This window comes from Ruegeria sp. H4, assembly GCF_056533065.1.
Genome location: NZ_JBQFOC010000004.1, coordinates 1 through 23,103, shown reverse-complemented (window position 1 = coordinate 23,103; position 23,103 = coordinate 1). Strand labels below are relative to the sequence as shown.

Sequence of the window (23,103 nt, the reverse complement as noted above, 5' to 3'; positions counted from 1 at the left end):
ATGCGTGTGAACGTCATGACCGCAAGCTGAACCAGTTCGAATAACCATGTCAAGACGGCGCGTACTGCACTTCGAAATTCACCGCGTAGTTCTGGGAACCTTCTAGCTTAGCGTGTGCCAAAAAGAATGAAGCATCCTATTTTACGGGTCAGTACAGCGTCGAGTAGCTCTCAGACAGCGAAACGATTCGATCCCCTATGATCCGGACGCGAACTCAGAAACTCCGTCGATAGTTCGCTCTGAACCGACGCGCGTCTTTTGATCTGCGTCTGATGCGCTCTGTTCTGGAAAAATACAAAAGTCTTGATCTGACCAAACCTCAGCGGCAGCATTGACCTGTATCTTTCGAAAAATGGAGATCCCGGTTGCAAGACCTTGTAAGCCTCATTCCATTTAGCGTCTCGAGTCATTTGTGATGATACGTTCCTCACCTGAATTACTGGCGGTTTCGAGGCGTTGGTATGAAATACTCAGAACCAAGAAGAATACTGATGAGTTGCAGAATTTTCTGTCGAAAGCAGATGAACTAAGGTTCGTTGGAACTGGCGAAGGTGAGTTTTGGAGCGGGCGAGCAGTTCGCGGTGGGGTTAGCAGCTTTTTCGCGGAGATTCCGGCACCGGTCGTTTTCGAAGAAGTTGAGGCGGAAGCCTTTGAAAACGGAGAAACGGGATGGTCATCCTTCGTCCATAAGATTCAGTTTGTCGGCTTTGATGAAGCCGTCTTTTATCGCACTGTCCTAATTTTTGTCTTGGAGGGAGCGGCTTGGAAGATCATTAATCGCCACGCTTCAGTGCCAACGCCAAATATTGAGCTCGTGGGTAAAGAACAGCCGGCCATCCAAAAACTGGTCGATGCTGCGCGTGAAGAGGGACCCGAGCTGATCCAAACCGAAGGTTTAGCTTCGGTACTTTTCACTGATGTGGAGGGCAGTACAACTTTAGCGGAAGCGTTGGGTGATCAGCGTTGGTCGGTGCTGATCGAAAACCACTTCCAAGTCTTATCGGCGATCATTGAAAAGCATCATGGCCAGTTCGTTAAATCCCTTGGAGATGGAACGTTGTCCGTCTTTTCGTCTGCGAAAGAAGCACTAACGGCCGCTATCAAGATTCAGAAGGCCATTGCATCGGCAACCGGGGAGCCATCTTTCGGTGTTCGGATTGGGATTCACACCGGTGATGTTGTGCAAACTCGTGGAGATTTTTTCGGTACTGTGGTCAACAAAGCGTCACGCATAACCACGGTTGGTGCGGCAGGCGAGATACTCGTTTCAGATGCGACTCGCTCCATGGTCGGAGGACGAACCGATTTCGCATTTTCTGACATAGAACCGAGACTCCTGAAAGGTCTACGCGGTCACCACGTCTTGTATCGGTTGGATTGGCAAGATTAAGTGTTGGGGGCGCCGTAACTCTGGCAAATCGCCTAGTCTCCTAGCGTTGCGTCGACTTGCCCAGAACAGATGGATCAGTGATCTCGTCAATCTTGGTGATCCCGTTTGCGATGAGTTCCGAGGCTTTTTTCGCGTTCATGAACGGAAGGCGGTGGATGCTGTCTTGCACGATTGGAGGGTCGAGCTTTTCGCGAATCTCAAGCCATTCACCGTAGGATTTAAGGCGCGCTCGTTCGGGGGATGGATCAGGCATCGTACCACTGGCAACGACGCTCAATGCCTGATCAATCCTCGTGCGTGTTTTCCCGTCTAGTCCTGCTAGACGCAACAGCCTTTCGGCGCACCCGATTGTCCGACCAGGGGTATGCTGAAAAGCACCCACCTTGTGAGGCAAATCTGGATCGCCGCGTCGCTGAACTCAAAATGACTGCCGCGCATACCAGTCTCGGGTGAGTTCCAGGTCATTTCAGGATCAAACCAGATCGATAGCGAATCGCGCTCTTTCAACGCCGTGTTCTACGAAGGCCAGTTGCTGGTCTTGTTCTTCGTAAGTGACCAACTGCTCATTTCCGCCAGCTATCACGCTGGTTTCATGCAATGAATCCTTTGTCGCATTTGTGCGACAAAGTCCATCGAACCTTTTTGATTTTTGGTTTAGCAACTTTGTCCTGGGTTGATCCGGGATCGGTTGGTGATTGAGTTTTTGGAAAATTTCGCATTCTATGGTAGTATTGACTGCACATTAATTTGCATTCTCGGATGAGTACAATGTCTAAATCAACCATACTTGTTATAGCGATTGTTGTGTCGGGGTCTGCCGTGGCGGCAGTCAATCCAGATACCGACTACGGATTTACATGGACCAATCAGCCAGTGAGTTATTGTGATCCCGCAACCGAGCGCTGCTGACTTACAGGTTCGTTTGCCTCTTGCGACTTTGCCGCGACTGAGGTTCAGGAAACAAAATAATGTTTGGTCAATTGACTTCAGCAATCCTCGAGATTGATCCTTTCGTGCTATCCTATGTTTTGGGGTTGGCAATTCTCTTATTCTTCGTCCGAGAACGTCTTGACGTGCCGAACAATTTGGCTAGCGCATCAGTTGAAGGTGCGGTGTCGCACGTCTTACATCAACTACCTCCTTCTTCTGTGCGCGTCAGACGCTATTTTTTCTTTGCGTGCCTAGTTTATTTTGTTGGTCTGGCAGTGTTCTTCACATTTATCTGTATGTTATTTGCATTGGGAGCCAAAGGGTTGACGCCAACGGAGGCTGGGTTTTCGCAGGCGAATGCGGTTGGTGGGTTGGGGCGCGTCACAGCAGAGCCGCCACGTGTCGATGATGGCCTCTTAGACGCTCTAATTAGTTTGACATCCCGCCAGTCGTCTATTTCTGACCACCCGTGGAACCCAATAGTGATGGCTCTCGGAATGATCGGCCTACTACCTAGCTTACCTTATGTGGCCCGCTTCGAAAACTGGATCCGACGCTGGTCGCTATGGGTTGTGGGTATCCCAGGCTCTGTAATAGAGCTGTCGAGCAGCCTAAAATTAGTGCAGGTAAAGCCCATCTTAGATGAAAGCGAGGTCGGCAACACTAATGTAGCGGAAATTGCTGAAATTTATGGAAATTTTGCGCAAGAAGAAGAGGCTGACGTTGTTGCTTTTCAAGAGAATATGGCGAAGGTAGTGGCTTTTGGAGAAATTCGGAGCGAATGGCCAGAGCCGAAAATCAAGACCCTTTTTGCGGACAAGGCACCTTCGAGGCTCAACGATGATATCGACCGTATTCTGACTGAAGTAGATCATCTGCTTAGTCTGAGTCTAGCTGTCGACGCTGCCGTACCCGGTGATACGCCCGCCGGTGCAGCGCGTGTAGCACGCGCGGCCCGCGGCGAGGGGGCAGCAGCGCCAGCGCTTGTCGCGGTTCCTGAATCTGTTAAATCTTTGGCGGTATCTAAGCTCACTGCTTCCGAAACCAAAAGCGAGCACGTTCAAGCCTCTATGCCAGAAACGAATGTCGACTCTGGGCGAGCGACGGAAACTGAAATTGCGAAAGCTCGAAGCATCGTCGGTGAACGGTGGAAAGAAATAGCTAAACAGATCCGCGGTGCCGACATAAATACGCCTGGGCAAGTGGATATTTGTTGCCTAATGATGGCGCTGTATGCGGAACGCTCGCCTACGCTGAATAGAAATAGTACCCCACAATTAGCATTAGATTGGATTCGCCTGGCGCGAGAAGAAAAAAAAGGCACTGCGAGTTCGGTCAATCTCTATCTGTTTGCATCGCTAATTGCGATCACGATGGCCAGCGTGGTTATGTATCTGCTGTCTGCTGCGGACGAGAATTCTGCACTAAAACTTGTCATGCCAGCAGAAAGTACCACAGCACAGATTATTTCGAGTATGGTGCTGCGCTTAAGTGTGATGCTATTGCCATCTATTCTTGCCGTCTACATGGTGCGCAGCACTCTCGACAGTGAAGCTAAGTGGCATCATTGGACCGAACTTCTAACGCCACGCACACTTCAATATCTTGGTGTCGCAACGCTTGCATATTTCTCGGGCTTTCTGGCGTACTTGCTTTATATCTTTGTCGATCCGTTTGTAGGTGGTACTTTTAACCAAAATTCAGGGCTATCGAGCTTTTTTTCTAAGCAGAACGTTTTTTATGCGGCTCGAGCGGCTTTGGCCGGTACAGTTCTGGCAGTCGTGCTGAGCCTTACCTATGATCAGGAAGAACGTGAAAGCGACCGTAGTTTCGTTCTTTCAATGATTTTCCTAGGGAGCTTGCTAATTGTTTGTTTGGGTGCAGCTTTGTTAATCGATCCCCTCTACAAAGATATGCGTATACCGTTGGCACGGCCCGTTGTTATGGATGAGCGCATTGCCCGATGGTTGATGACTATTGGAACGGGCTTCGTAGTATTTTTTCTTGTTGTTGCTTCAATTCAAAAGTGGCGCAAATCCCATAGAAGGGAGAACTGACACAATATGCAGTGGGCGTTTCTGGGACGAATGTGGCTACTGGCACTTATAATCATAATCCCCTACTTGATGGTCGGGGTTGTGCTGGCTGACACCCGGCTCAAGGTTGGATTCCGCGCCGATGCGGCTCCATTTGTCTATCTTGAAAATGGTGAACGCACCGGGTTTTTACATGACCTCTGCCAAGAAGTCTTAGTACAATCTGGGTTGGATTTTGAGTGGTCAAAGGTCGAGGCGGGTGACCGCATTAGTTCTCTTTCGCCTGGACCGGGTGAAGACAAGGTTGACCTCCTATGCGATCCTCTAACTGTCACTTTAGAAAGGTCCAAAACGATCCTTTTTTCGCCTATATTGTTTGTATCCGGTGGATCGTACCTCGAGGTTGTATTCGAGGAAGGTACACCAGCTCAGATAGCGTACCTGAAAGGCCGAAAAGCTTGGAAAGACGCCGGATATGCGTTGGCTCACGACGGGGCGACAAAAATAGAGTTTTCCCCCAAACCCGAACCAGTTAAGAAGCAGCAATCAGTATCTAGTTGCGACAAGTTGCGTCCAGGGCAGATCGGATCAATTCGTGTGGGTGTCATTAAAGACAGTACGGCACCGGAAATCATCTCGAATGCTCTGCGTGCCAAAGATCCTGAGCTAATAAAACCCTCGCCGTGGGAAACGGTTTGCTACAAATCATTCGACACCCATAAGATAGGAATTGAAGAACTTTGCAAGGGTGCAGAAACAGAAGGCTATCCGCTAAGCTACTATTTTGGCGACCGAGACATTCTACTAACCTATCTTAGGCTCTATGGCGACTGTCCGAATGTAGTTGCATCAAACAATTTTCTTTCAGTTGAGCCGTATGCGCTCGGACTGTCAGAGCGGGTTTCGCGTGAGCAATATATTAAGATACAGAACGCACTATTAAGGGTCTTTTCAGAACCCTTCGAAGACAGTGGAAGCACGTTGCCTTTTCATCTTTTCTGGATTTATTTCGAAGGTTCGCGCCCATCAAGCAGTTTAACGTCCGCGTTTACAAGTTTGATTGTACCCGCGCGTTGAATATCAAATCGCTTTCTCTAACTAGTTGAGAGAGCCGCTAAATACATTCAATGGCTTAAATTCGTTGTAATATTTTTTCTTATTTGAGCTTAGGAGTGGAACTTATTGATGGTCTCCTCTTTTTGAGACTTATTGTCTGATCGCTAGAATTAGGGAGTTAGAAGTATGCCCATTAACTTGATGAAGTAGGTGGTTTTAGTTTTGGCTTTAGAAGATATGGAGTGCTCTCATGCTTTTTGTTACGAATCGTTTTCCAAAACAAAGTATTAAATCAAAGATTGGGCGTAAATTCAATTTTGATTTGAAAAACAACGCTCCAAGCAACTCGGTATTCTTTTGTGAAAAGGGAAATGGCAAGACTCACAAGGAAATTGGGAGTCAGGAGTTTCTGAGAAGAATTAAAGACAGTAAGTACAGGCAAATTCTTTTATTCGTTCACGGCTTTAGTAACCTACCAAAAGATGTATTTCGTATGGCCGCAGAATTGCAGAAGCTATGCGATGATAAAAGAAAAAAAGAAGTATTAATCGTGCCACTTATTTGGCCGTGTGATAACGATCTAGGTATTGTAGAAGACTACTGGGATGATCAAAAGTCTGCTGATCAAAGTGGCTATTCATTTGCTCGAGTTCTAGAGAAATTCATGGCATGGCGTAATTCAAAAGAGAATAACCCGGAAGTTGCTCCCTGTTTGAAGCGCATCAATCTTCTCGCCCACTCAATGGGAAACCGTGTGCTTCGGCAGACACTTGCAAGTTGGAATAGGTATGACTTGGCCGCCGGAGTGCCTCTGATTTTTCGCAATACATTTTTGGTGGCGGCCGATGTAGTAAATGAAACTCTTCAAGAAGGTCAAGTAGGAGAGCTCATTTCACACGCCTCACGAAACGTTATCGTTTACTATGCTTCGGACGATTTAGCACTTCGCGCAAGCAAGGCTGCCAATTTAAAGAACAAGGTTGCATCTCGCCGTCTTGGCCACACGGGTCCGGAGAATATGGTTCGCACACCGCGTAATGTTTTTAAAGTTGATTGCGATGATATCAACACGGAATACGACTTTCCAAAAGGTCACAACTACTTTCGCTACAGCGATACTACTGGCGAGTCAGGACTAGTGTTCGATCATATTTTTCAATGCATCGATGTTGGACGTGTGTTCCCCGATGACCCACTTCAACGCTCCATCATATTAAGGTGATGGATCAACCTAACTCGAATGCTTCAGAGTAATGCCTGGTATCCAGAGTCTTTAACTATGTCATTTTCTGAGTCCACCTTTCCTAGATTTTATTGAAATGAAGTGAGTATGTACCATGACAATAATCGATCAATCAGAGCTTAAAGGAAAAATTAGAGATCAACCGATTGACGAGACGCTTCGATCTCTTCTCTCGAAGGCAGGTTCGGTATCGGGGATAGATACCATATTTGTGGTGTCCGGCGGTCAGCCTGGAAGCACCGGCCGCACGACAGGTTCAACTAGGCATAACAATGGTCAAGCCGCAGATCTCTACGTCGTTGTTGGCGACAAAAAGCAGGCGTTCTCTGATAAGAAGGCCCCGGAAGTCATCCAAAAATTTATTACAGCATGTGCCGCTTATGGTGCAAACGGTATCGGCGCAGGTGTTGGCTACATGGGCCCAAACACATTGCACGTTGGCTTCGGCATAGATGAAAGCGATAGGCGAAAAATCGTCTGGGGCGCGAACGGACGGGCAAAAAACGCACCTGAATGGCTTCGTGAGGCAGCCAATAGTGGTTGGTATAGCCCACCAGGCTGGGTTTACGATCTGGAAGACGATGAAGTAGAGGACCTTCCGGAAAACGCAGATGTAATTCTTGGCAGGCCGGCTAGTACACTGGTTGATGTCCCAGCGCGTTTCAACGATGAAGTCATCCTTGCGGCACAGGAAAGCCAAAGGGAATGGGGTATTCCCACTTCGGTTACATTGGCTCAATGGGCAATAGAAAGCGCATACGGAACGCGCATGCCGCCTGGTTCAAATAATCCATTTGGCATTAAGGCTAGAGCCGGAGAAGCATCTGTCCAGGTTTGGACTACTGAGTTTGTTGGCGGTCGATTGAGGAAGGTCTTGGCAGAGTTCCGGTCTTTTCCGAGCCTTGAGGCCGCATTTAGTCGACATGCAAGGTTATTGGGAAAAGGCAGCCCCTACGCCGATGCTCGCAAATTCCTTGATGACCCGGATAAATTCGCGGACGCTCTCACAGGAGTTTATGCGACAGATCCTCAATACGGAACAAAGCTGAAATCTATTATGAAATCCAACAATTTATATGCATTCAATGTCGAGCGCGAAGCGAGCTCCATTAATGCCAATGCTAGTGTGGAGAAAGTTATGTCTAATTATTTATTTGAGGGACATCAGGATAAAATGGCCGTGGAGGGATTGCAGAGGAAACTAACGTCCCTCGGCTACAAACTTGGCAAAATAGATGGGCTTTTTGGGCCACTTACGACCGAAGCTTTACTGGCATTTCAGAATGAAAACGGTATCCCGACAACCGGTGTTGTCGATGACGTCACGCAATCCGCACTAAATTCGGCACAACCGCGCCGCTTTGGCAAAGAGCGCGAAGCTATGACGGAAAAAGAGCTAGCACTCGCCGGTTCGCGGACAATGGTAAATGCGCGACGCGGTAGATTCCTAAGTTGGGTCTTAGGCGCATTCGGTGTGCTCGGCGTTGGAAACAGCACTATTGTTAACTCGGCGCCGGAAACTGCAAGTACTTCTTCTCCGGTTCTGGACAGCTTGCCTGCTGATTTTGCGACACAGTATCCAGGGTTAGCAGCTTTAATCGAGTCTCTAATCAACTCATCAAATGTCACACAACCACAGATGCGAACTGTATTCGATTTACTGCCACAATTTTTCGCCAACGATACTGTTTTGCAAACGGCTATGCAGGGCGTTGCAACTGTCGGAGCAAGTCTGTTGCCAGGCTTTGGTGGATCAGTTGGGGTTTTGGCGGCGGGGTTGCTTGGACGTTTGTTTGCTAACAAAGTTGCGGATGCACGCCTTGGTGACCACCGGAGCGGCGGTAATCTCAACCCATTAGAGTAGGCTAACTGAAGGATCAGATTGCGTGGGCGTTTGCTACCGATCAACGCCTGACATAAACCGCTGGTATCTTGCGTTCCGTCCGTGGGATCGGACCCGTTGCAAGCACTATTCTGATCGCGCAACTGCCGGAACTCTGACAACGGACAGGGAGTCCTGAACGCAGCCACGCTGGTTCATTTTGGTGACGACAACCATTGCCGTTTGCAGAATCAAGCACAGGCAGCATAGTCAGAAACAAGATGGTCGGAACTTTCCACTAGCCATGACCGTCGACTGGCCCAGATTATCTGACAACGGACATGATGCGCCGAAATCTTGTCTTGGTGCCGCAGCCAGACACGCTCCCCCAATACACCTCGCGCTGACCAACTGTCAAAAGTCTTGGGTTGTGAAAACGTACGCGGATTGATCCAGACCCAGACCAACAGCAACCCATGCCCAGCCGCTAATCCACGCGCGACTCCAGATCGCCAACGCCAACAGGGGCAGCGGCGTAAGTACGCGAGTCCAGACAGACCAAGGGTTTGTATGTCGCAACCAAACTTCGTCTTTCATGCCCATAAAGCGTTCGGTCAGTCGGACTATGTCCATCGAGTCACTCCAGAAACTGTAAGTCCATTAGCGAGATTGGATTCATCCAATGCTGACCACAACCGCTTTCAAGTCTCGTCCTCTGGTTAAGATCAGGCATTCGTTGATAGAATGAGAAAGCATATTACATCGCAAGGCCTTCCACCGAGTATTTTTACTGCCGCCGGGTTCCAACTCTGCGACTTTCCGTAACGCGCGAATGAGTATCCTATCTTCGGATAAAGGTTGAACTTTGCCAGCCAGAATGCACTTTTGATTGAGCAACAGCGCTTCAAAGTTGACCAAATCGCACGGCATAAACCATAACTCGAGTAGGTTTCTTGAAAAGCGCAAAGTTATGGGCAAATCGTGCAAAATTATGCGCAAATGTCGCGCAAAGTTATGGGCGAGCACACTTGAATTTCATGAATGAAATCAATGACTGGAACGCAGCGTTATGCGCACGCCTACAGCGTCGTGTGGGCAGGATCGGTTTCTGCCCCTTGGCCTGTGTTGATTGAATCTGACGCGGCGCGCTGCCTCAGGTCTTTGTACATATAGGTGGTAGGCTCCAGCGTGGGTTCAAACGGGTTGCGGCAATAGTTTGGGATTTCTCCGGCGATCTGAAAACCTATGCTCTGGTAGAGCAGTTTCGATGGGTCAGTGCTGCGCGTGTCCAGAACCAAGAGGGTACGGCCAAGTTCGCGCGATCGGTCCATAAGCGCGCCCATGAGCGCCCGCGCCAAACCGCGCCGCCTTGCGTTCGGGTGAACCAGAAGCTTGGCAACATCGGCACGATGCGGCTGATTTGGCATGTTGGCGGGGATCAGTTGGACCGTACCCAAAATGCGGCCAGCATCGTAAGCTACAAACAGGTCCAGCGCGTGTAGGTCCGGCCGCACTCGATTGTGCCAATAGCTGCGCGCGTCTTCCATCGAGAAGGGTAGAACGAATCCGATGCTCGCTCCGGTATGGACACACGCGTGCAGAATATCGGAAAGGTCATCGACTGCGTCATCGAAATAATCGTCCGAGAGTCGTGTGATCATATCAGTACCAGAATATAGCGCGCGCCGCGCGCTGCCGTGGTTTCAAATCGCGTCGGGCCAGACAGGTGATAGCGCAGGCAATCCCCGCCGCTCAGCTCGTGCGTGGTGCTATCCACCGTGAGTGTCATCACTCCGTCCAGTACAATCAGATGATGTTCCTGACCTGGTTTTAGCGGGGCTTCATAGCGGATCACGGTGTCGCGTGGCAGGTGGCACTCCAGCACTTCGCCACTCAGCCCGGTGGACGGGGGTGAGACGGATCGGCGCGTATAGCCGGTTTCCGGATCGCTCCACTCTGTTTGCCTTTCAAGTGGAACCTTGGGGTCGAAACTGTCTTCGACCATCATCAGCAAGCGCGACATGGGCAGGCCGTAGGCGTTGCATAAACGACCTAGGTTTTCAGCCGTTGGGCTGACGTCACCCTTTTCCATGCGCGACAGGGTTGCCCGGCTGATGCCGCTGTGTCCGGCCAGTTGATCCAATGACCAGCCACGGCCTTGGCGTAGCTCACTTAGTCGGGTTGCTAGGCGGGTTGAGAGGGAATCCAGCATTGTCCATATAGTAGAAATATTCTCGATAATGAGAAGAGTTGCAGAAATATATAGATATAGCAACGAAAAAGGGCGCAGAAAATCTGCGCCCTTTGCAATCTACCAGAGATCAGTTGGTTTACTTCCAACCAGCTTCGTTAAAGATCTTTTGTGCTTCTGGTACGTTTTTCGCAACGGCAGACAGGTCAACGTCGTCGCCCTTGAAGTCACCCAGTTCTGAAACCGAAGCCGAAATGGCAACGCCTTCAACCGCCGGATATTCGTCGTTACCGGCAGAGAAGTACTGCTGCGCCTGATCGCTTGCCAGATACTCAAGGAACATGATGGCGTTTTCCTTGTTCGGAGCGTTTGCCGCAACGCCACCACCGGAGAGGTTCATATGCGCGCCATTGCCGTCCTGATCCGGGAAGACCCAGCCGATCATGTCACGCTCGGCGGATACACCATCCACGTCTTTGCGAATGGCACGGGCGAAGTAGTAGGTGTTGGACATCGCGATGTCACACTCACCTGAAACGATCCCGCGCAGCTGGTCGGTGTCCCCGCCTTGGGGATCGCGTGCGAAGTTCGCAACAACGCCTTCGGCCCAGTCTTTCGCGGCATCTGCACTAGCATGCTCGATGATCGCGGCCAGAATGGTTTGGCTGTACACGTTGGTGCCGGAACGGATGCAGACCTGACCCTTGTATTTCGGGTCGGCCAGATCGGCGTAGGTTTGCGGCGGTTCGCTGACGTCGTTCTTGTCATAGAACAGGATGCGTGCACGCTGTGAGAAGCCAAACCACTGGTTGTCGCTGTCTTGCAGGTTCGACGGGATACGCTCTTCCAGAACTGCGCTGTCAATCGATTGCAGAACACCTGCATTCTTGGCGCGTTCCAGGCGCGAAGTGTCAACGGTCAGCAGGATGTCTGCTGGCGAGTTTGCACCTTCGGCTTCCATACGCGCGATCAGTTCGTCGGCCTTGCCTTCGATGCGGTTGATCTTGATGCCGGTCGCTTCTTCGAAGTCGGAATAGAGGCGTTCATCGGTATCGTAGTGGCGCGACGAATAGAGGTTCAGTTCACCGTCTGCAGCGGCGGAGGTGGCAATCAGCGCTGTCATGGCTGCGGCGATACAGGTCGAGGATTTCAGCATAGTGTCTCCCAACATTGAAATTCTTGGCGGTTCATAATCCGACTGAAATTGTCAATTAAACGATTCTGGGTAAGATGCAAGAAAATCCGACTAAAATAGTTGGTCACATGGTCGCGGGTTCGACCCATCAGATCATTGGTTTACCTGTCGGGGATTCTCAGGAGATGGGCACAGACCTCAGTGCGCTGTTTGCTGATGCAGTGCCGCGGGTGTAGATTTCAGAAATGACCTACCGTCTGGAGAACGCCACCAAAGAATGGGTTGGGCAGATCGCAAGGATCTGGGAAACCGGCTGGCATGACGCGCATGCTGATATCGTGCCTTCCCGCCTTCGTGCACTGCGTACTAAAGATAGTTTTTTGGAGCGCACGATGGAGAACCTTCTGGATACCCGGATTGCTGTCAACGGTTCCAAACTGCTTGGGATCTGCATGATAAAAGAGGACGAGCTATATCAGATGTATGTGTCGCAACAGGCGCGGGGTTCAGGTGTCGCTCAAGCGCTTATTAAAGACGCCGAAAGCCGGATCAAGGCTGCCGGTCACAAAATGGCTTGGCTGGCCTGCGCAATGGGCAACGAACGCGCAAGCCGGTTCTATGAGAAGACAGGTTGGGTCAAAGCTGGGCAGCGGGTTGTGAATCTCGACACCTCGGAAGGCGCGTTCCCAATGGAAGTGTGGCGTTTTGAGAAACAGATGACGGCCGGATTGGATGAATAGTTCAGGCAGCAAGTGGCGTTTCAAAACAAAAAAACCGCGCTCAACGGCGCGGTTTCTTCGAAATCTATAAGCGCGGTTCTCAGCCCTGGCGAGCTTTGAACTTGCGCTGCGTCTTGTTGATCACGTAGACGCGGCCTTTGCGACGCACAATCCGGCAATCGCGGTGCCGATTCTTGAGCGAGCGGAGCGAGTTCTTGACCTTCATGGTCTGTCTCCAATCTGCGGCGCCTTCATCAAAGACGTGGCCAGCGCCTGGGTTAGTCGGGGTCCCGGAAACCGGAACAGTGAAACGATGGTGGGCGGTACAAGGATCGAACTTGTGACCCCTTCGATGTCAACGAAGTGCTCTACCGCTGAGCTAACCGCCCACGTTCCCGTCACGATGCCTACCCCATAACGAAATGGGGCGCGGATCACCGCGCCGGTAGCGGGGTCTATAAAAGGAGTCGTTCAGGGGTTCAAGGGGTTTGGTAGAACAAATTTCCGGTCTATGTTGGGCAACAGCAATGGAGGGGCTATGGCGAACGCAGCCTTTATACTGGACATTCCCGTGAACCGCAGTTCGAGTGTGGTGTTTTCGTCGCCTCATAGCGGGCGGGACTATCCGCAGGCGCTGCTGGACCGTTCGGTTCTAAGCCCAAAGGCGATTCGATCTTCTGAGGATGCCTTTGTAGATCAACTGTTTACGCCGGCCTCCGAATTTGGAGCGCCATTGATCCGTGCCGCTATGCCTCGCGCCTATCTGGATTTGAATCGCAGCGCAGAGGAACTTGATCCCGCATTGATCAGCGGCGCGCGCCGCCAGGGGCACAATCCGCGCGTCGCGTCCGGACTGGGGGTGATTCCCCGCGTCGTGGCCAATGGTCGGGCCATTTATCGGGGCAAGCTGACCATGGATGAGGCGCGATTGCGGATCGATACCTATTGGCGGCCTTATCACGCGCGGCTGAAATCACTTCTGGCCGAGTCGCATGAAATGTTCGGGCAGGCCATCCTGATCGATTGCCATTCGATGCCGCATGAGGCCATCGCCGGGGCAGCGCATGAGAACCGCCCCGAGATTGTTCTGGGCGATCGATTTGGCGCGTCTGCTTCCGGCCAGATCGTCGATCAGATTGAAGCCGCCTTTGCCGCAGCGGGTCTGAACGTAGCGCGTAACGCGCCCTTTGCTGGTGCTTATGTTACTCAGACTTATGGTCGTCCTGGTCGCCAGCAGCATGCCATCCAGATCGAGATTGATCGCGCTCTTTATATGGACGAGGATAAGATCGCCCCCAACGCAAACTTTATGGCTTTCAGCAAATTACTGCGTCAGGTCATTGCCGAGATTACCAGTGTCGGCGCACGGCCTCAGCGGCTGGCGGCCGAATAGACCTCAGCGCAGGGCGCGGCCCTTGACGATGGCGTCGGTGCCAAAGCGTTCACGAATTTTGTCCGTTGCGCGCTCGGCCTGCGACCGGCGTGTGGCATCGGGGTCCAGCAAATCGCCTGAAATGTCAGCCTGATCTGCTGGGCACAGATCTGAAAGCCCACAACCCAACAGCCGATAAGGACCCTCATCCCCGACCTGATCAAACAGACCGCGCGCGGTGCGGTAAATCCGGTCCGCGATCTGGGTTGGATCGCGCAGCGAGACCCGACGGGTTATGATCTTGTGGTTGGCTTTCTTGAGTTTCAGTGTCACGACCCGCCCGGCCAAATCCTTTGCTTTGGCCCGGTCGGACACTTTCAACGCCATGCGCCAGATATGTCCGTCCAGAATATCGATGCTGGCTGTATCTTCAAAAAACGTAGTCTCGTTGCTTATTGATTTCATCGGTTCATGCGCCGACACGCGCCGCTTGTCCCGACCTCGTGCCAGATGCCACAGGCGATACCCCATCGAACCAAACCGGGCCGTCAACGCCTCCTGATCCCAGCGCAGCAGATCGGAGAAGCTGCGAATTCCGGCGCGTTCCAGCGATTCCTGCGCCGCTGGCCCGATGCCCCAGATCAGACGCACAGGTTTGTCATGCAGAAACTCGGCTGTCTCGGCTTTTCCGATCACCGAAAACCCGCGCGGCTTATCGAGGTCCGAGGCGACCTTGGCCAGAAATTTGTTATGGCTCAATCCGATTGAACCTGTCAGGCCCAGCTCATCCTTCATGCGTTTGACAAGTCGAGCCAGCATGACTGCAGGTGGCGCGCCATGCAGGCGTTCGGTGCCGGACAGGTCCATGAATGCCTCGTCCAAAGACAAAGGTTCCACAACTGGCGTCAATTCGTCCATCATCTTGCGAATTTCGCGCGATACTTCGACATAAACCGACATACGCGGCCGGATTATCTCCGCGTCGGGGCACAGTTGCAGGGCTTTGAACATCGGCATTGCCGAGCGCACGCCCCGGATACGCGCCACGTAACATGCGGTCGACACCACGCCTCGCTTTCCGCCACCGATGATGACGGGTTTATCCGCAAGTTCCGGATTGTCGCGCTTTTCGACCGAGGCATAGAAAGCATCGCAGTCCATATGCGCAATGGACAGGTCAAACAGCTCCGGATGCGACGTGAGACGCGGGCTGCCGCAAGAGGGGCAACGCGTTTCATTGTTAACTGTGGTCAGGCAATCTCGGCAAAGACCGGGCATACGCGTCCTCGGGTGCTCCGCGAATGGATCAGGCATTCCTTATATCACCGATTGAGGGCGATCAAAGGGCTTGTTGATTTTGAAAAGAAGACCCCCCGCGCGTAAGCGGGGGGAGGTAACGAACCTCAGGAAGAAACGGTTCGTTGGGGAGTATTACACCCCCAAGACTCACCGAAATCGCAATATTTAGATAGTTTCTAACCGTCAGGCCCAAAACTTGCGGTGGGCTGTGTGTATTTTGGACAACAGCGTGAGTTCGACCGAAGCGCCCAAAAATTGACGTAAGGTCAAGTTAATGAACGGAATTGTGGATCCAAACTGGATTCGATTCCCAGGGGCGCCTAGTGGCGTGTCAAAGAATTTAATTCGTTAAGCACAGACTGGGCGGCAGCTTTTGGGTCGTCCGCTTGGTAGATCGGGCGCCCGACAACGATATGATCGGCCCCATCCCCAATTGCACTGGCGGGTGTGGCAACCCGCTTCTGATCCCCCAAGGCAGCCCCGGCAGGTCGCACGCCGGGAGTGACGATCAGGCGGCCTTCGGCCTGCGGCAAAGCGCGGATCAGGGCGGCCTCTTGCGGGCTGGCGATAACACCATCCGCCCCGGCCTCCAATGCCCTGACCGCACGTTCGACGACCAGGTCCTGCACGTCGCCCGCTTTCAGCAGGCTAGCATCCAGATCAGCGCGGTTCAGCGAGGTTAGGATGGTTACCGCCAAAATCTTCATGTCCTTGCCCGAGGCCCCTTCCTTTGCTGCGCGCACCACATGCGGGTCGCCGTGAACAGTCAAGAAATCCAGATCAAACTGCGCCAACCCTCGCACTGCGTTTTCGACGGTGTTGCCGATGTCGAACAGCTTCATGTCCAGAAAGATGCGCTTGCCGTGGTCCTGTTTCAGCTCATTGGCCAAAGCCAGCCCGCCACCGGTCAGCATACCCAATCCGATCTTGTAAAAAGACACGCTGTCGCCCAGCCGTTCGGCCATGGCCAGCCCTTGCAGGGCGTTCGGAACATCAAGGGCTACGATCAGGCGGTCATCGGACATGGTGGGGCGCTCCTTTTTGGCAAACGTCTGCGTCCTAACGGTTTCGGACGCGGCTGTCCATCTGCGATGCCGGGCGCGCCGGGTTTCATTCTGTGCTAACCTGTCCGGCATAGAACACGCGAATTCAACGTAAGGGACAGAATATGAAGAAACTGGTTTTGCTGAGCGTGCTTGTTGCGCTGGCGGCATGTGATGAAACCCCGCCCGATGCGCCAGAGGTCGGGGCGGCCCCTGCACCCACAAATGACGACCTGCGCCTGGCGGGTGGATATCGGTCAGAAGATGACTGGTGCCAGTTGACCGGCGAGACCGCGTTTACCATCGATTTTCTTGATCACACGGCGGATCTTGTGTCCTGCCCAACGGGCAGCGCAGCGGCGCAATCGTTGGTGGATGAAACCGGGGCTGTTCAGGTGGCAGAAACCGGCGGGTATACTGTTTATACAATCCAGCGAGAGTAGCGATTTCTGCGGTTCAGCCTCTTGAACCTGCAAAGATATCTCCCAGATTGAATGTGAGGCCCAGATCGACGCGTGCCGCCAAGCGGGCGCATCATACCGGGGCGCTTTTAGAAGGAGAATGCTATGGACTTGAACAAGTTCACCGAGCGGGCACGTGGATTCGTGCAAGCGGCGCAAACCATTGCGCTGCGCGAAGGGCACCAGCGGTTGGAGCCCACACATGTACTCAAAGCATTGATGGATGACGATCAGGGGTTGGCCAGCAACCTGATCACACGCGCGGGCGGCGCACCGAACCGTGTGGTCGAGGCGCTGGATGCCGCGATGGGGAAAATCCCCAAGGTCAGCGGTGATGCCAGCCAGATCTACATGGACGGCCAGACCGCCAAGGTTCTGGACGAGGCCACCAAGATCGCCACCAAGGCTGGTGACAGTTTTGTGCCGGTCGAACGGGTGCTGATGGCGCTGTGCATGGTGAAATCCAAAGCCAAGGATGCTTTGGAGGCCGGTGCCGTATCGGCGCAGAAACTGAACGAGGCGATCAATGATATCCGCAAGGGTCGCACCGCTGACACCGCGTCGGCGGAAGAGGGTTATGACGCGCTCAAGAAATATGCGCGCGACCTGACCGAGGCAGCGGCTGAAGGCAAGATCGACCCTATTATTGGGCGGGATGAAGAAATCCGCCGATCAATGCAGGTTCTTTCTCGCCGCACCAAGAATAACCCGGTTCTGATCGGGGAACCCGGCGTCGGTAAAACCGCGATTGCCGAGGGCATGGCCCTGCGCATCATCAACGGTGACGTGCCGGAATCACTCAAGGACAAAAAGCTGCTGGCGCTCGATATGGGCGCGCTGATAGCCGGCGCGAAGTACCGCGGTGAGTTCGAAGAACGTCTCAAGGCCGTTCTGACCGAAGTTACCGAAGCCGCCGGTGAGATCATCCTGTTCATCGACGAGATGCACACGCTGGTCGGGGCTGGTAAATCAGATGGTGCTATGGATGCCGCCAACCTGATCAAGCCTGCTTTGGCTCGGGGTGAGTTGCACTGTATTGGCGCGACCACGCTGGATGAGTACCGCAAATACGTTGAAAAAGACGCGGCCCTTGCGCGCCGGTTCCAGCCCGTTGTTGTGGCCGAACCGACCGTCGAGGACACGATCAGCATCCTGCGTGGCATCAAGGAAAAGTATGAGTTGCACCACGGTGTGCGTATCTCGGACTCGGCGCTGGTCTCGGCGGCGACACTGTCGCATCGCTATATCACGGACCGCTTCCTGCCCGACAAAGCCATTGACCTGGTCGATGAGGCGGCGTCGCGTCTGCGGATGGAGGTGGATTCCAAGCCCGAGGAACTCGATCAGCTGGATCGTCAGATCCTGCAAATGCAGATCGAGGAAGAGGCGCTGAAGCTGGAAGACGACGCGGCATCAAAAGACCGTCTGGAAACCTTGCAAAAGGATCTGGCCGACCTACAGGAGCAATCCGCCGAGATGACCGCCCAGTGGCAGGCCGAACGGGATAAGCTGGCGGGTGCTCGTGATCTGAAAGAACAGCTCGACAAGGCGCGGGCCGATCTCGAGATTGCCAAGCGTGAAGGCAATCTGGCGAAAGCCGGTGAGCTGTCCTATGGCGTCATCCCCGAGCTTGAGAAAAAGCTGACCGAGGCCGAAAACGCCGAAAGCAACGCCATGATGGCCGAGGAAACGGTGCGTCCGGAACAGATCGCCAGCGTTGTCGAACGCTGGACGGGTATCCCGACCTCGAAAATGCTGGAAGGCGAGCGCGAGAAACTGCTGCGGATGGAAGACGATCTGCATTCCCGCGTGATTGGTCAGGATGCCGCCGTAACCGCCGTCGCCAACGCCGTGCGCCGCGCGCGTGCGGGTCTGAATGACGAGAACCGCCCGTTGGGCTCGTTCCTGTTCCTCGGCCCGACCGGCGTGGGTAAAACCGAACTGACCAAGGCCGTGGCCAACTTCCTCTTTGACGACGACAATGCGATGGTCCGCATCGACATGTCCGAGTTCATGGAGAAACACGCGGTTGCCCGTCTGATCGGTGCCCCTCCGGGCTATGTCGGTTATGACGAAGGCGGTGTGCTGACCGAAGCCGTGCGGCGCAGGCCCTATCAGGTCGTGCTGTTCGATGAGGTCGAAAAGGCGCACCCGGATGTGTTCAACGTGCTGTTGCAGGTTCTGGACGATGGTGTGCTGACCGATGGTCAGGGCCGTACCGTGGACTTCAAGCAGACGCTGATCATCCTTACGTCGAACCTTGGCTCTCAGGCGCTGAGCCAACTGCCCGAAGGGGCCGACAGCGCGCAGGCGCGGCGGGATGTAATGGATGCGGTCCGGGCGCATTTCCGGCCCGAGTTCCTGAACCGTCTGGACGAGACGATCATCTTTGACCGGCTCAAGCGGGCCGACATGGATGGTATCGTCGATATCCAGATGGCGCGTCTGCAGAAACGTCTGACCGCCCGCAAGATCGAACTGGCATTGGATGATGGCGCAAAAGAATGGCTGGCCGACGAAGGCTATGACCCAGTCTTTGGCGCGCGTCCCTTGAAGCGTGTGATTCAACGTGCCCTGCAGAACCCTCTGGCCGAGGCGCTGCTGGCCGGTGAAATCAAGGATGGCGAAACCGTCCCGGTCTCAGCCGGAGCCGATGGTTTGATCATCGGTGATCGGCTGGGCACATCTGAACGGCCCAGACCGGATGATGCCGTGGTGCATTGATCAAACCTAAATCAACAGAAAGACCCGCTGCGTGAGCGGGTCTTTTTTTGCACCTAACGCTGTTGAATGCCTGACCTTTAGCGCCCGACTGGAGTTTGAGGTATCGTTGTGAACCCATCAAGACATGGTCTGCCGAGGTGCCGGCAATGTCTGTCCAGCGCGGTAGCTTTGTTCCAAAAGTGCTTCGCGACGCTCTTTCGATCCTGTTGATCCATAGAGCATTTCCAGCTTACGGGGCGAAAACCCGAAATACCCAAAGGTGCCTTGTGTCCAGAGTGTCTCTATCGCGTTCAGATATCCGGCGTCTTCCATTTCGTCGGACCTTGCCCCAGCAGGTATCAGCAAGACCCCTGATCTGGGCCGTTGTAACGACGTTTCGCGTTCATCCAGTTGATCATAGGCCCAACCCCAAGACCAGACGCGATCAACCCAACCCTTCATCATCGACGGCATCCCCCACCAAAAAAGTGGAAACGCGAGGCAGATGGCATCCGCGCGCGAGATCCGCGCTTGCTCGGATCTAATATCTGCGAGTGGCGCGGATGCTTTGTCCCCCGCGATGTCCGCCATGGACCAACGCGGATCGAAGCCCTCGGCATGCAGGTCGGCAAATTCAGTTGTGTGACCAGCTGCATTGGCCCCATCCATGAACATCTGTGCTGCGGCGGCGGTAAATGAGTTGGGATCTGGATGATCGACGACGGTCAGCACGTGCATGAACGGGACTTTCTGTTGAAATTGGTCTTCCAAAGGCACTGTGATTGCTCAAGGTACCTTTAGGTCAAGCACAAAACTGGCAGCTGAGCGGATCATCGCAACAAAGGCTCTCCGACAAGGCGAGCCTCTGATATGGTATTTTAATTGTCGTCCTCAAACCAACGCAAATATCCGCGCGGGCCCTCCTGTGCCGCCTTTGTGTTTCGGCGCGCCGATAACAAGCGTGGCCCCTGCAGCGGGGACGCGGTCAAGGTTGGCCAAGCATTCGATCCCGAACCGGCCCGAAGGCAGCCAGGCGTAGTGAGTGGCGAAATCGGCGGACATGCCATGGTCCAGCGACAGTGTATCCACCGCAATTGACCGCGCGCCCGTGTCTTCCATCAGCATCTGCGCAGCCTCGACATGGAAACCGGGATAGTGCTGCGCCTCGCCATCGAAGTTACGGAACTCATCCGTTGCGGTTTTGCTGGCCCAGCCAGAATGCATGGCGACGCAGGCACCATCCGGAATGTCTCCGTTCGCGGCGATCCAGGCTTTTAGGTCATCCGGAGTGACGCGGGTGTCGGCATCCTCGGCAGCGCGTGCGGCGATATCCACCACGCACAAAGGCGCAACCAGATCACTAACAGGGATTTCGTCGACCGATGTGCCATCCGCCGAGAAATGCAGCGGCGCATCTATATGTGTCCCGGTGTGCTCGTTGATCGACAGGTTGAATAGGTTAAACCCATGGTCGGCGAAGTTAAACGCCTGCTCAGCCGAGATGCCGGGCTCCCCGCCCCAAGTTGGGAAATCGGGGCTGAGCGTATGGGTCATATCCTCAACCCCGCCATGACCTGCAGCCAAAGCTGCCGGCGCGCTTAGTCCGGTTGCAGCTGCGGCCACGCCTGTGGCTGCCGCGGCTTTGAAGAAGTTTCGTCGCGACAGCATTTTGTCTTTGACGGCATTCATTACGCAGATGTCACACATATGAAGTCTCCCAGTCAGCATTCTCAGTCATTCATCGCAGATCGGACTGCGACTCGCTTACTATACTCAAATGTGACCAACTAACCTCAATCTTATGCGATGGAGTGTCGGGCAGGGGCGAAAGTTACAGCGACTTCGCTCAATCGTGACGCTTGTTTCCTTGGCGCTGTGCTATCAGGGCACTACGTCACACATGACGCTGATACAGGACGGAGACCCAAATGGCGCATCGCTGGACCAACACTTTGACACATGCCGATGTCACCCCTCGGGCGGCATTTCTGAACCGGCGGCAACTGATGGCCGGGTTGGCAGGTGTCGGGCTGGCTTCAATGGCGCGGCCCGCAGCGGCGCAAGAAGCCCTTGAGCCCAATACTTGGGAAGAGATCACCAGCTACAATAATTTCTACGAATTCGGGACCCGCAAGGACGACCCGGCCAAATACGCGCATATGCTGGTGACCGAACCCTGGAGCATTCAGATTGACGGTCTGGTCGACCGTCCTGGCGAATACGGGTTTCAGGACATTCTGTCCGAGATGACGATCGAAGAACGCATCTATCGATTCCGCTGTGTCGAGGCTTGGTCAATGGTTATCCCCTGGAATGGTTTCGAATTGGCGGACCTTTTGAACATGGCAGGTGTGCAGGAGGGCGCAAAATACGTGGCGTTCGAAACCGCCTATCGCCCCGATGAAATGCCCGGTACTCAATTCCCGATCCTGGACTGGCCCTACAGAGAAGGTTTGCGTCTGGACGAGGCGATGCATCCGCTGACGATCATGGCGACTGGCATTTATGACCGGCCGATTCCAAACCAGAACGGCGCGCCTTTGCGACTGGTTGTGCCGTGGAAATACGGGTTCAAATCCATCAAGTCGATTGTGAAAATCACCCTCACCGAAGATGAGCCGCCCACCAGTTGGAACATGTCCGCGCCACGTGAATATGGGTTTTACAGTAACGTGAATCCGAATGTGGATCACCCGCGCTGGTCGCAGGGTTCGGAACGTCAGATTGGCGGCGGGCTATTTTCCAAACGTATCCCGACGCTCATGTTCAACGGATATGAGGATGAGGTGGCTGGTCTGTATGAAGGTATGGACCTGAAAGAATTCTACTGATCAGATGCAGGCAATAAATCAGATACTACGCAAGATCCCCATCTGGACGATTTATGCGCTTGGGGCGCTTCCTGCCCCCTGGTTTCTGTATCTGGCCCTGACTGGCGGATTGGGGGTTGAGCCGATCAAGGCGCTGGAACATGAGTTGGGCGAACTCGCCCTTCAGCTTCTGATCCTTGGTCTGGCCGTTACGCCTTTGCGTCAACACTTTGGTCTGAACTTGATCAAGTTCCGCCGGGCGATTGGGGTTTTAGCCTTTGCTTATGTCACGCTCCATTTGCTGGTCTGGCTGGTGTTGGACGTTCAACTGCCCAGCCAGATATGGGCCGACATCATCAAGCGCCCCTATATTACGGTCGGCATGGCCGGGTTTCTTCTGTTGCTGCCTTTGGCCATGACGTCAAACAGCTGGTCGGTGCGCCGTTTGGGTTCGCGCTGGCGTAAGTTGCACAAGCTGGTCTATCCGGCAGTCCTGTTGGGTGGGGTGCATTATATCATGATTGCAAAGGGCTTTCAGCTCGAACCGCTGCTGTACCTTCTGGTGATTGTCGGCCTTTTGGTTTTGCGATTGCCAATGTCAGGGCTGCTGTCTCGTACAAGGCAAGCCGATTCCGCCTGAGTTTAACCTGAGTCTGTGGGTAACCTCGTGCATAACGCGTGTTTGGTGTTGATCCCGGTTAGAAGGCACAGAGTATTGTGCTTTTATCTTACGTTTGAATTTCATTAAGTAATTGTATTAATTTAATAAAACTTGGCGCTTCAGTTTTTTAATGGATTTCTGAATTTTCTGCTTGCGGCCCTGATCGCTAGACCTTAGAACCCCCTTCACCGGCGGCGCTGAGGTTGTTGCTGGGATGCTAGAGATGGCGGAG

The 23,103-nt window shown here is 53.5% G+C and carries 20 protein-coding genes, 1 tRNA gene and 2 pseudogenes; 11 read left to right on the top strand and 12 right to left on the bottom strand.

Translation table 11 applies throughout. The annotated features are described in order from the left end of the window. Positions 1–415: 415 nt before the first annotated feature. A complete protein-coding gene (locus ACR0KG_RS18250; RefSeq protein ID WP_480828064.1) occupies positions 416–1,390 on the top strand; it encodes an adenylate/guanylate cyclase domain-containing protein in 975 nt (324 codons plus the stop codon). Positions 1,391–1,430: 40 nt separating this feature from the next. On the opposite strand, the gene ACR0KG_RS18245 is transcribed toward ACR0KG_RS18250, so the two are convergent. Both ACR0KG_RS18245 and ACR0KG_RS18240 read right to left on the bottom strand, forming a co-directional pair. Then, positions 1,431–1,667: a hypothetical protein gene (locus tag ACR0KG_RS18245; protein WP_480828156.1), complete on the bottom strand. Its 237-nt coding sequence runs from the start codon at positions 1,665–1,667 to the stop codon at positions 1,431–1,433. Positions 1,668–1,691: 24 nt separating this feature from the next. After that, positions 1,692–1,897 (bottom strand): annotated as a pseudogene (locus tag ACR0KG_RS18240) (transposase); the annotation flags it as partial. A gap of 461 nt (positions 1,898–2,358) precedes the next feature. Between ACR0KG_RS18240 and ACR0KG_RS18235 the strand changes: the two are divergent. The 4 genes from ACR0KG_RS18235 (at position 2,359) to ACR0KG_RS18220 (ending at position 8,519) form a co-directional block, all read left to right on the top strand. Further along, positions 2,359–4,377: a hypothetical protein gene (locus ACR0KG_RS18235; RefSeq protein ID WP_480828063.1), complete on the top strand. Its 2,019-nt coding sequence runs from the start codon at positions 2,359–2,361 to the stop codon at positions 4,375–4,377. 6 nt (positions 4,378–4,383) lie between these two features. After that, positions 4,384–5,433, top strand: coding sequence for a transporter substrate-binding domain-containing protein (locus tag ACR0KG_RS18230; protein ID WP_480828062.1), 1,050 nt, complete (start codon positions 4,384–4,386; stop codon positions 5,431–5,433). Between the two features lie 229 nt (positions 5,434–5,662). Then, the gene (locus ACR0KG_RS18225) at positions 5,663–6,634 is read left to right on the top strand and encodes an alpha/beta hydrolase (protein WP_480828061.1); all 972 of its coding nucleotides are present in this window, start codon (positions 5,663–5,665) and stop codon (positions 6,632–6,634) included. A gap of 115 nt (positions 6,635–6,749) precedes the next feature. Beyond that, a complete protein-coding gene (locus ACR0KG_RS18220; RefSeq protein ID WP_480828060.1) occupies positions 6,750–8,519 on the top strand; it encodes a glucosaminidase domain-containing protein in 1,770 nt (589 codons plus the stop codon). A gap of 209 nt (positions 8,520–8,728) precedes the next feature. Here ACR0KG_RS18220 and ACR0KG_RS18215 read toward each other — a convergent pair. From ACR0KG_RS18215 to ACR0KG_RS18200, 4 genes and pseudogenes are all read right to left on the bottom strand, one after another. Beyond that, positions 8,729–9,074 (bottom strand): annotated as a pseudogene (locus tag ACR0KG_RS18215) (DUF6653 family protein). Between the two features lie 482 nt (positions 9,075–9,556). Beyond that, the gene (locus ACR0KG_RS18210; protein ID WP_480828059.1) at positions 9,557–10,138 is read right to left on the bottom strand and encodes an N-acetyltransferase family protein; all 582 of its coding nucleotides are present in this window, start codon (positions 10,136–10,138) and stop codon (positions 9,557–9,559) included. Next, a complete protein-coding gene (locus tag ACR0KG_RS18205) occupies positions 10,135–10,689 on the bottom strand; it encodes a helix-turn-helix domain-containing protein (RefSeq protein WP_480551535.1) in 555 nt (184 codons plus the stop codon). The genes ACR0KG_RS18210 and ACR0KG_RS18205 overlap by 4 nt, the downstream gene beginning before the upstream one ends. Positions 10,690–10,807: 118 nt before the next feature. After that, a complete protein-coding gene (locus ACR0KG_RS18200; RefSeq protein WP_480551559.1) occupies positions 10,808–11,824 on the bottom strand; it encodes a Fe(3+) ABC transporter substrate-binding protein in 1,017 nt (338 codons plus the stop codon). A gap of 224 nt (positions 11,825–12,048) precedes the next feature. On the opposite strand from ACR0KG_RS18200, the gene ACR0KG_RS18195 reads away from it, so the two are divergent. After that, on the top strand, positions 12,049–12,543 hold the full coding sequence (locus tag ACR0KG_RS18195; protein ID WP_480551537.1) for a GNAT family N-acetyltransferase: 495 nt from the start codon (positions 12,049–12,051) through the stop codon (positions 12,541–12,543). A gap of 79 nt (positions 12,544–12,622) precedes the next feature. On the opposite strand, the gene ykgO is transcribed toward ACR0KG_RS18195, so the two are convergent. Further along, positions 12,623–12,748, bottom strand: a complete 126-nt coding sequence (ykgO, locus tag ACR0KG_RS18190; RefSeq protein WP_008755722.1) for a type B 50S ribosomal protein L36 — start codon at positions 12,746–12,748, stop codon at positions 12,623–12,625. Between the two features lie 88 nt (positions 12,749–12,836). Continuing rightward, positions 12,837–12,911: transfer RNA gene (locus ACR0KG_RS18185), tRNA-Val, on the bottom strand. Between the two features lie 149 nt (positions 12,912–13,060). Here ACR0KG_RS18185 and ACR0KG_RS18180 point away from each other — a divergent pair. Continuing rightward, complete coding sequence (locus ACR0KG_RS18180) at positions 13,061–13,915, top strand: N-formylglutamate amidohydrolase (RefSeq protein WP_480551539.1); 855 nt, start codon at positions 13,061–13,063, stop codon at positions 13,913–13,915. 3 nt (positions 13,916–13,918) lie between these two features. On the opposite strand, the gene ACR0KG_RS18175 is transcribed toward ACR0KG_RS18180, so the two are convergent. Beyond that, positions 13,919–15,172, bottom strand: coding sequence for a DNA polymerase IV (locus ACR0KG_RS18175; RefSeq protein WP_480828058.1), 1,254 nt, complete (start codon positions 15,170–15,172; stop codon positions 13,919–13,921). A 341-nt stretch (positions 15,173–15,513) separates the two neighbouring features. Then, positions 15,514–16,218, bottom strand: coding sequence for an orotidine-5'-phosphate decarboxylase (gene pyrF, locus ACR0KG_RS18170; protein ID WP_480828057.1), 705 nt, complete (start codon positions 16,216–16,218; stop codon positions 15,514–15,516). Positions 16,219–16,361: 143 nt separating this feature from the next. Here pyrF and ACR0KG_RS18165 point away from each other — a divergent pair, with 143 nt between their 5' ends. Further along, positions 16,362–16,679, top strand: a complete 318-nt coding sequence (locus tag ACR0KG_RS18165; RefSeq protein WP_480828056.1) for a hypothetical protein — start codon at positions 16,362–16,364, stop codon at positions 16,677–16,679. Between the two features lie 123 nt (positions 16,680–16,802). Next, entirely contained in the window at positions 16,803–19,421 is a 2,619-nt protein-coding gene (clpB, locus tag ACR0KG_RS18160; RefSeq protein WP_480828055.1) for an ATP-dependent chaperone ClpB, read from the top strand. A 117-nt stretch (positions 19,422–19,538) separates the two neighbouring features. On the opposite strand, the gene ACR0KG_RS18155 is transcribed toward clpB, so the two are convergent. Continuing rightward, positions 19,539–20,138: an NAD(P)H-dependent oxidoreductase gene (locus tag ACR0KG_RS18155; protein WP_480828054.1), complete on the bottom strand. Its 600-nt coding sequence runs from the start codon at positions 20,136–20,138 to the stop codon at positions 19,539–19,541. 153 nt (positions 20,139–20,291) lie between these two features. Beyond that, entirely contained in the window at positions 20,292–21,107 is an 816-nt protein-coding gene (locus ACR0KG_RS18150) for a cyclase family protein (RefSeq protein WP_480551547.1), read from the bottom strand. 221 nt (positions 21,108–21,328) lie between these two features. Between ACR0KG_RS18150 and msrP the strand changes: the two genes are divergently transcribed. After that, a complete protein-coding gene (gene msrP, locus ACR0KG_RS18145) occupies positions 21,329–22,231 on the top strand; it encodes a protein-methionine-sulfoxide reductase catalytic subunit MsrP (protein ID WP_480545147.1) in 903 nt (300 codons plus the stop codon). A gap of 4 nt (positions 22,232–22,235) precedes the next feature. Then, a complete protein-coding gene (gene msrQ, locus ACR0KG_RS18140) occupies positions 22,236–22,850 on the top strand; it encodes a protein-methionine-sulfoxide reductase heme-binding subunit MsrQ (RefSeq protein ID WP_480828053.1) in 615 nt (204 codons plus the stop codon). Positions 22,851–23,103 lie beyond the last annotated feature (253 nt).

Excerpts from the sequence above, each read along its gene's own strand:
- ACR0KG_RS18235 (WP_480828063.1), top strand. The coding sequence starts at position 2,359 with ATGTTTGGTCAATTGACTTCAGCAATCCTCGAGATTGATCCTTTCGTG.
- ykgO (WP_008755722.1), bottom strand. The coding sequence starts at position 12,748 with ATGAAGGTCAAGAACTCGCTCCGCTCGCTCAAGAATCGGCACCGCGAT.
- ACR0KG_RS18205 (WP_480551535.1), bottom strand. The coding sequence starts at position 10,689 with ATGCTGGATTCCCTCTCAACCCGCCTAGCAACCCGACTAAGTGAGCTA.
- ACR0KG_RS18230 (WP_480828062.1), top strand. The coding sequence starts at position 4,384 with ATGCAGTGGGCGTTTCTGGGACGAATGTGGCTACTGGCACTTATAATC.
- ACR0KG_RS18175 (WP_480828058.1), bottom strand. The coding sequence starts at position 15,172 with ATGCCCGGTCTTTGCCGAGATTGCCTGACCACAGTTAACAATGAAACG.
- ACR0KG_RS18250 (WP_480828064.1), top strand. The coding sequence starts at position 416 with ATGATACGTTCCTCACCTGAATTACTGGCGGTTTCGAGGCGTTGGTAT.
- ACR0KG_RS18150 (WP_480551547.1), bottom strand. The coding sequence starts at position 21,107 with ATGTGTGACATCTGCGTAATGAATGCCGTCAAAGACAAAATGCTGTCG.
- msrP (WP_480545147.1), top strand. The coding sequence starts at position 21,329 with ATGGCGCATCGCTGGACCAACACTTTGACACATGCCGATGTCACCCCT.
- ACR0KG_RS18195 (WP_480551537.1), top strand. The coding sequence starts at position 12,049 with ATGACCTACCGTCTGGAGAACGCCACCAAAGAATGGGTTGGGCAGATC.
- pyrF (WP_480828057.1), bottom strand. The coding sequence starts at position 16,218 with ATGTCCGATGACCGCCTGATCGTAGCCCTTGATGTTCCGAACGCCCTG.
- clpB (WP_480828055.1), top strand. The coding sequence starts at position 16,803 with ATGGACTTGAACAAGTTCACCGAGCGGGCACGTGGATTCGTGCAAGCG.
- msrQ (WP_480828053.1), top strand. The coding sequence starts at position 22,236 with ATGCAGGCAATAAATCAGATACTACGCAAGATCCCCATCTGGACGATT.
- ACR0KG_RS18200 (WP_480551559.1), bottom strand. The coding sequence starts at position 11,824 with ATGCTGAAATCCTCGACCTGTATCGCCGCAGCCATGACAGCGCTGATT.
- ACR0KG_RS18225 (WP_480828061.1), top strand. The coding sequence starts at position 5,663 with ATGCTTTTTGTTACGAATCGTTTTCCAAAACAAAGTATTAAATCAAAG.
- ACR0KG_RS18165 (WP_480828056.1), top strand. The coding sequence starts at position 16,362 with ATGAAGAAACTGGTTTTGCTGAGCGTGCTTGTTGCGCTGGCGGCATGT.
- ACR0KG_RS18220 (WP_480828060.1), top strand. The coding sequence starts at position 6,750 with ATGACAATAATCGATCAATCAGAGCTTAAAGGAAAAATTAGAGATCAA.
- ACR0KG_RS18180 (WP_480551539.1), top strand. The coding sequence starts at position 13,061 with ATGGCGAACGCAGCCTTTATACTGGACATTCCCGTGAACCGCAGTTCG.
- ACR0KG_RS18155 (WP_480828054.1), bottom strand. The coding sequence starts at position 20,138 with ATGCACGTGCTGACCGTCGTCGATCATCCAGATCCCAACTCATTTACC.
- ACR0KG_RS18210 (WP_480828059.1), bottom strand. The coding sequence starts at position 10,138 with ATGATCACACGACTCTCGGACGATTATTTCGATGACGCAGTCGATGAC.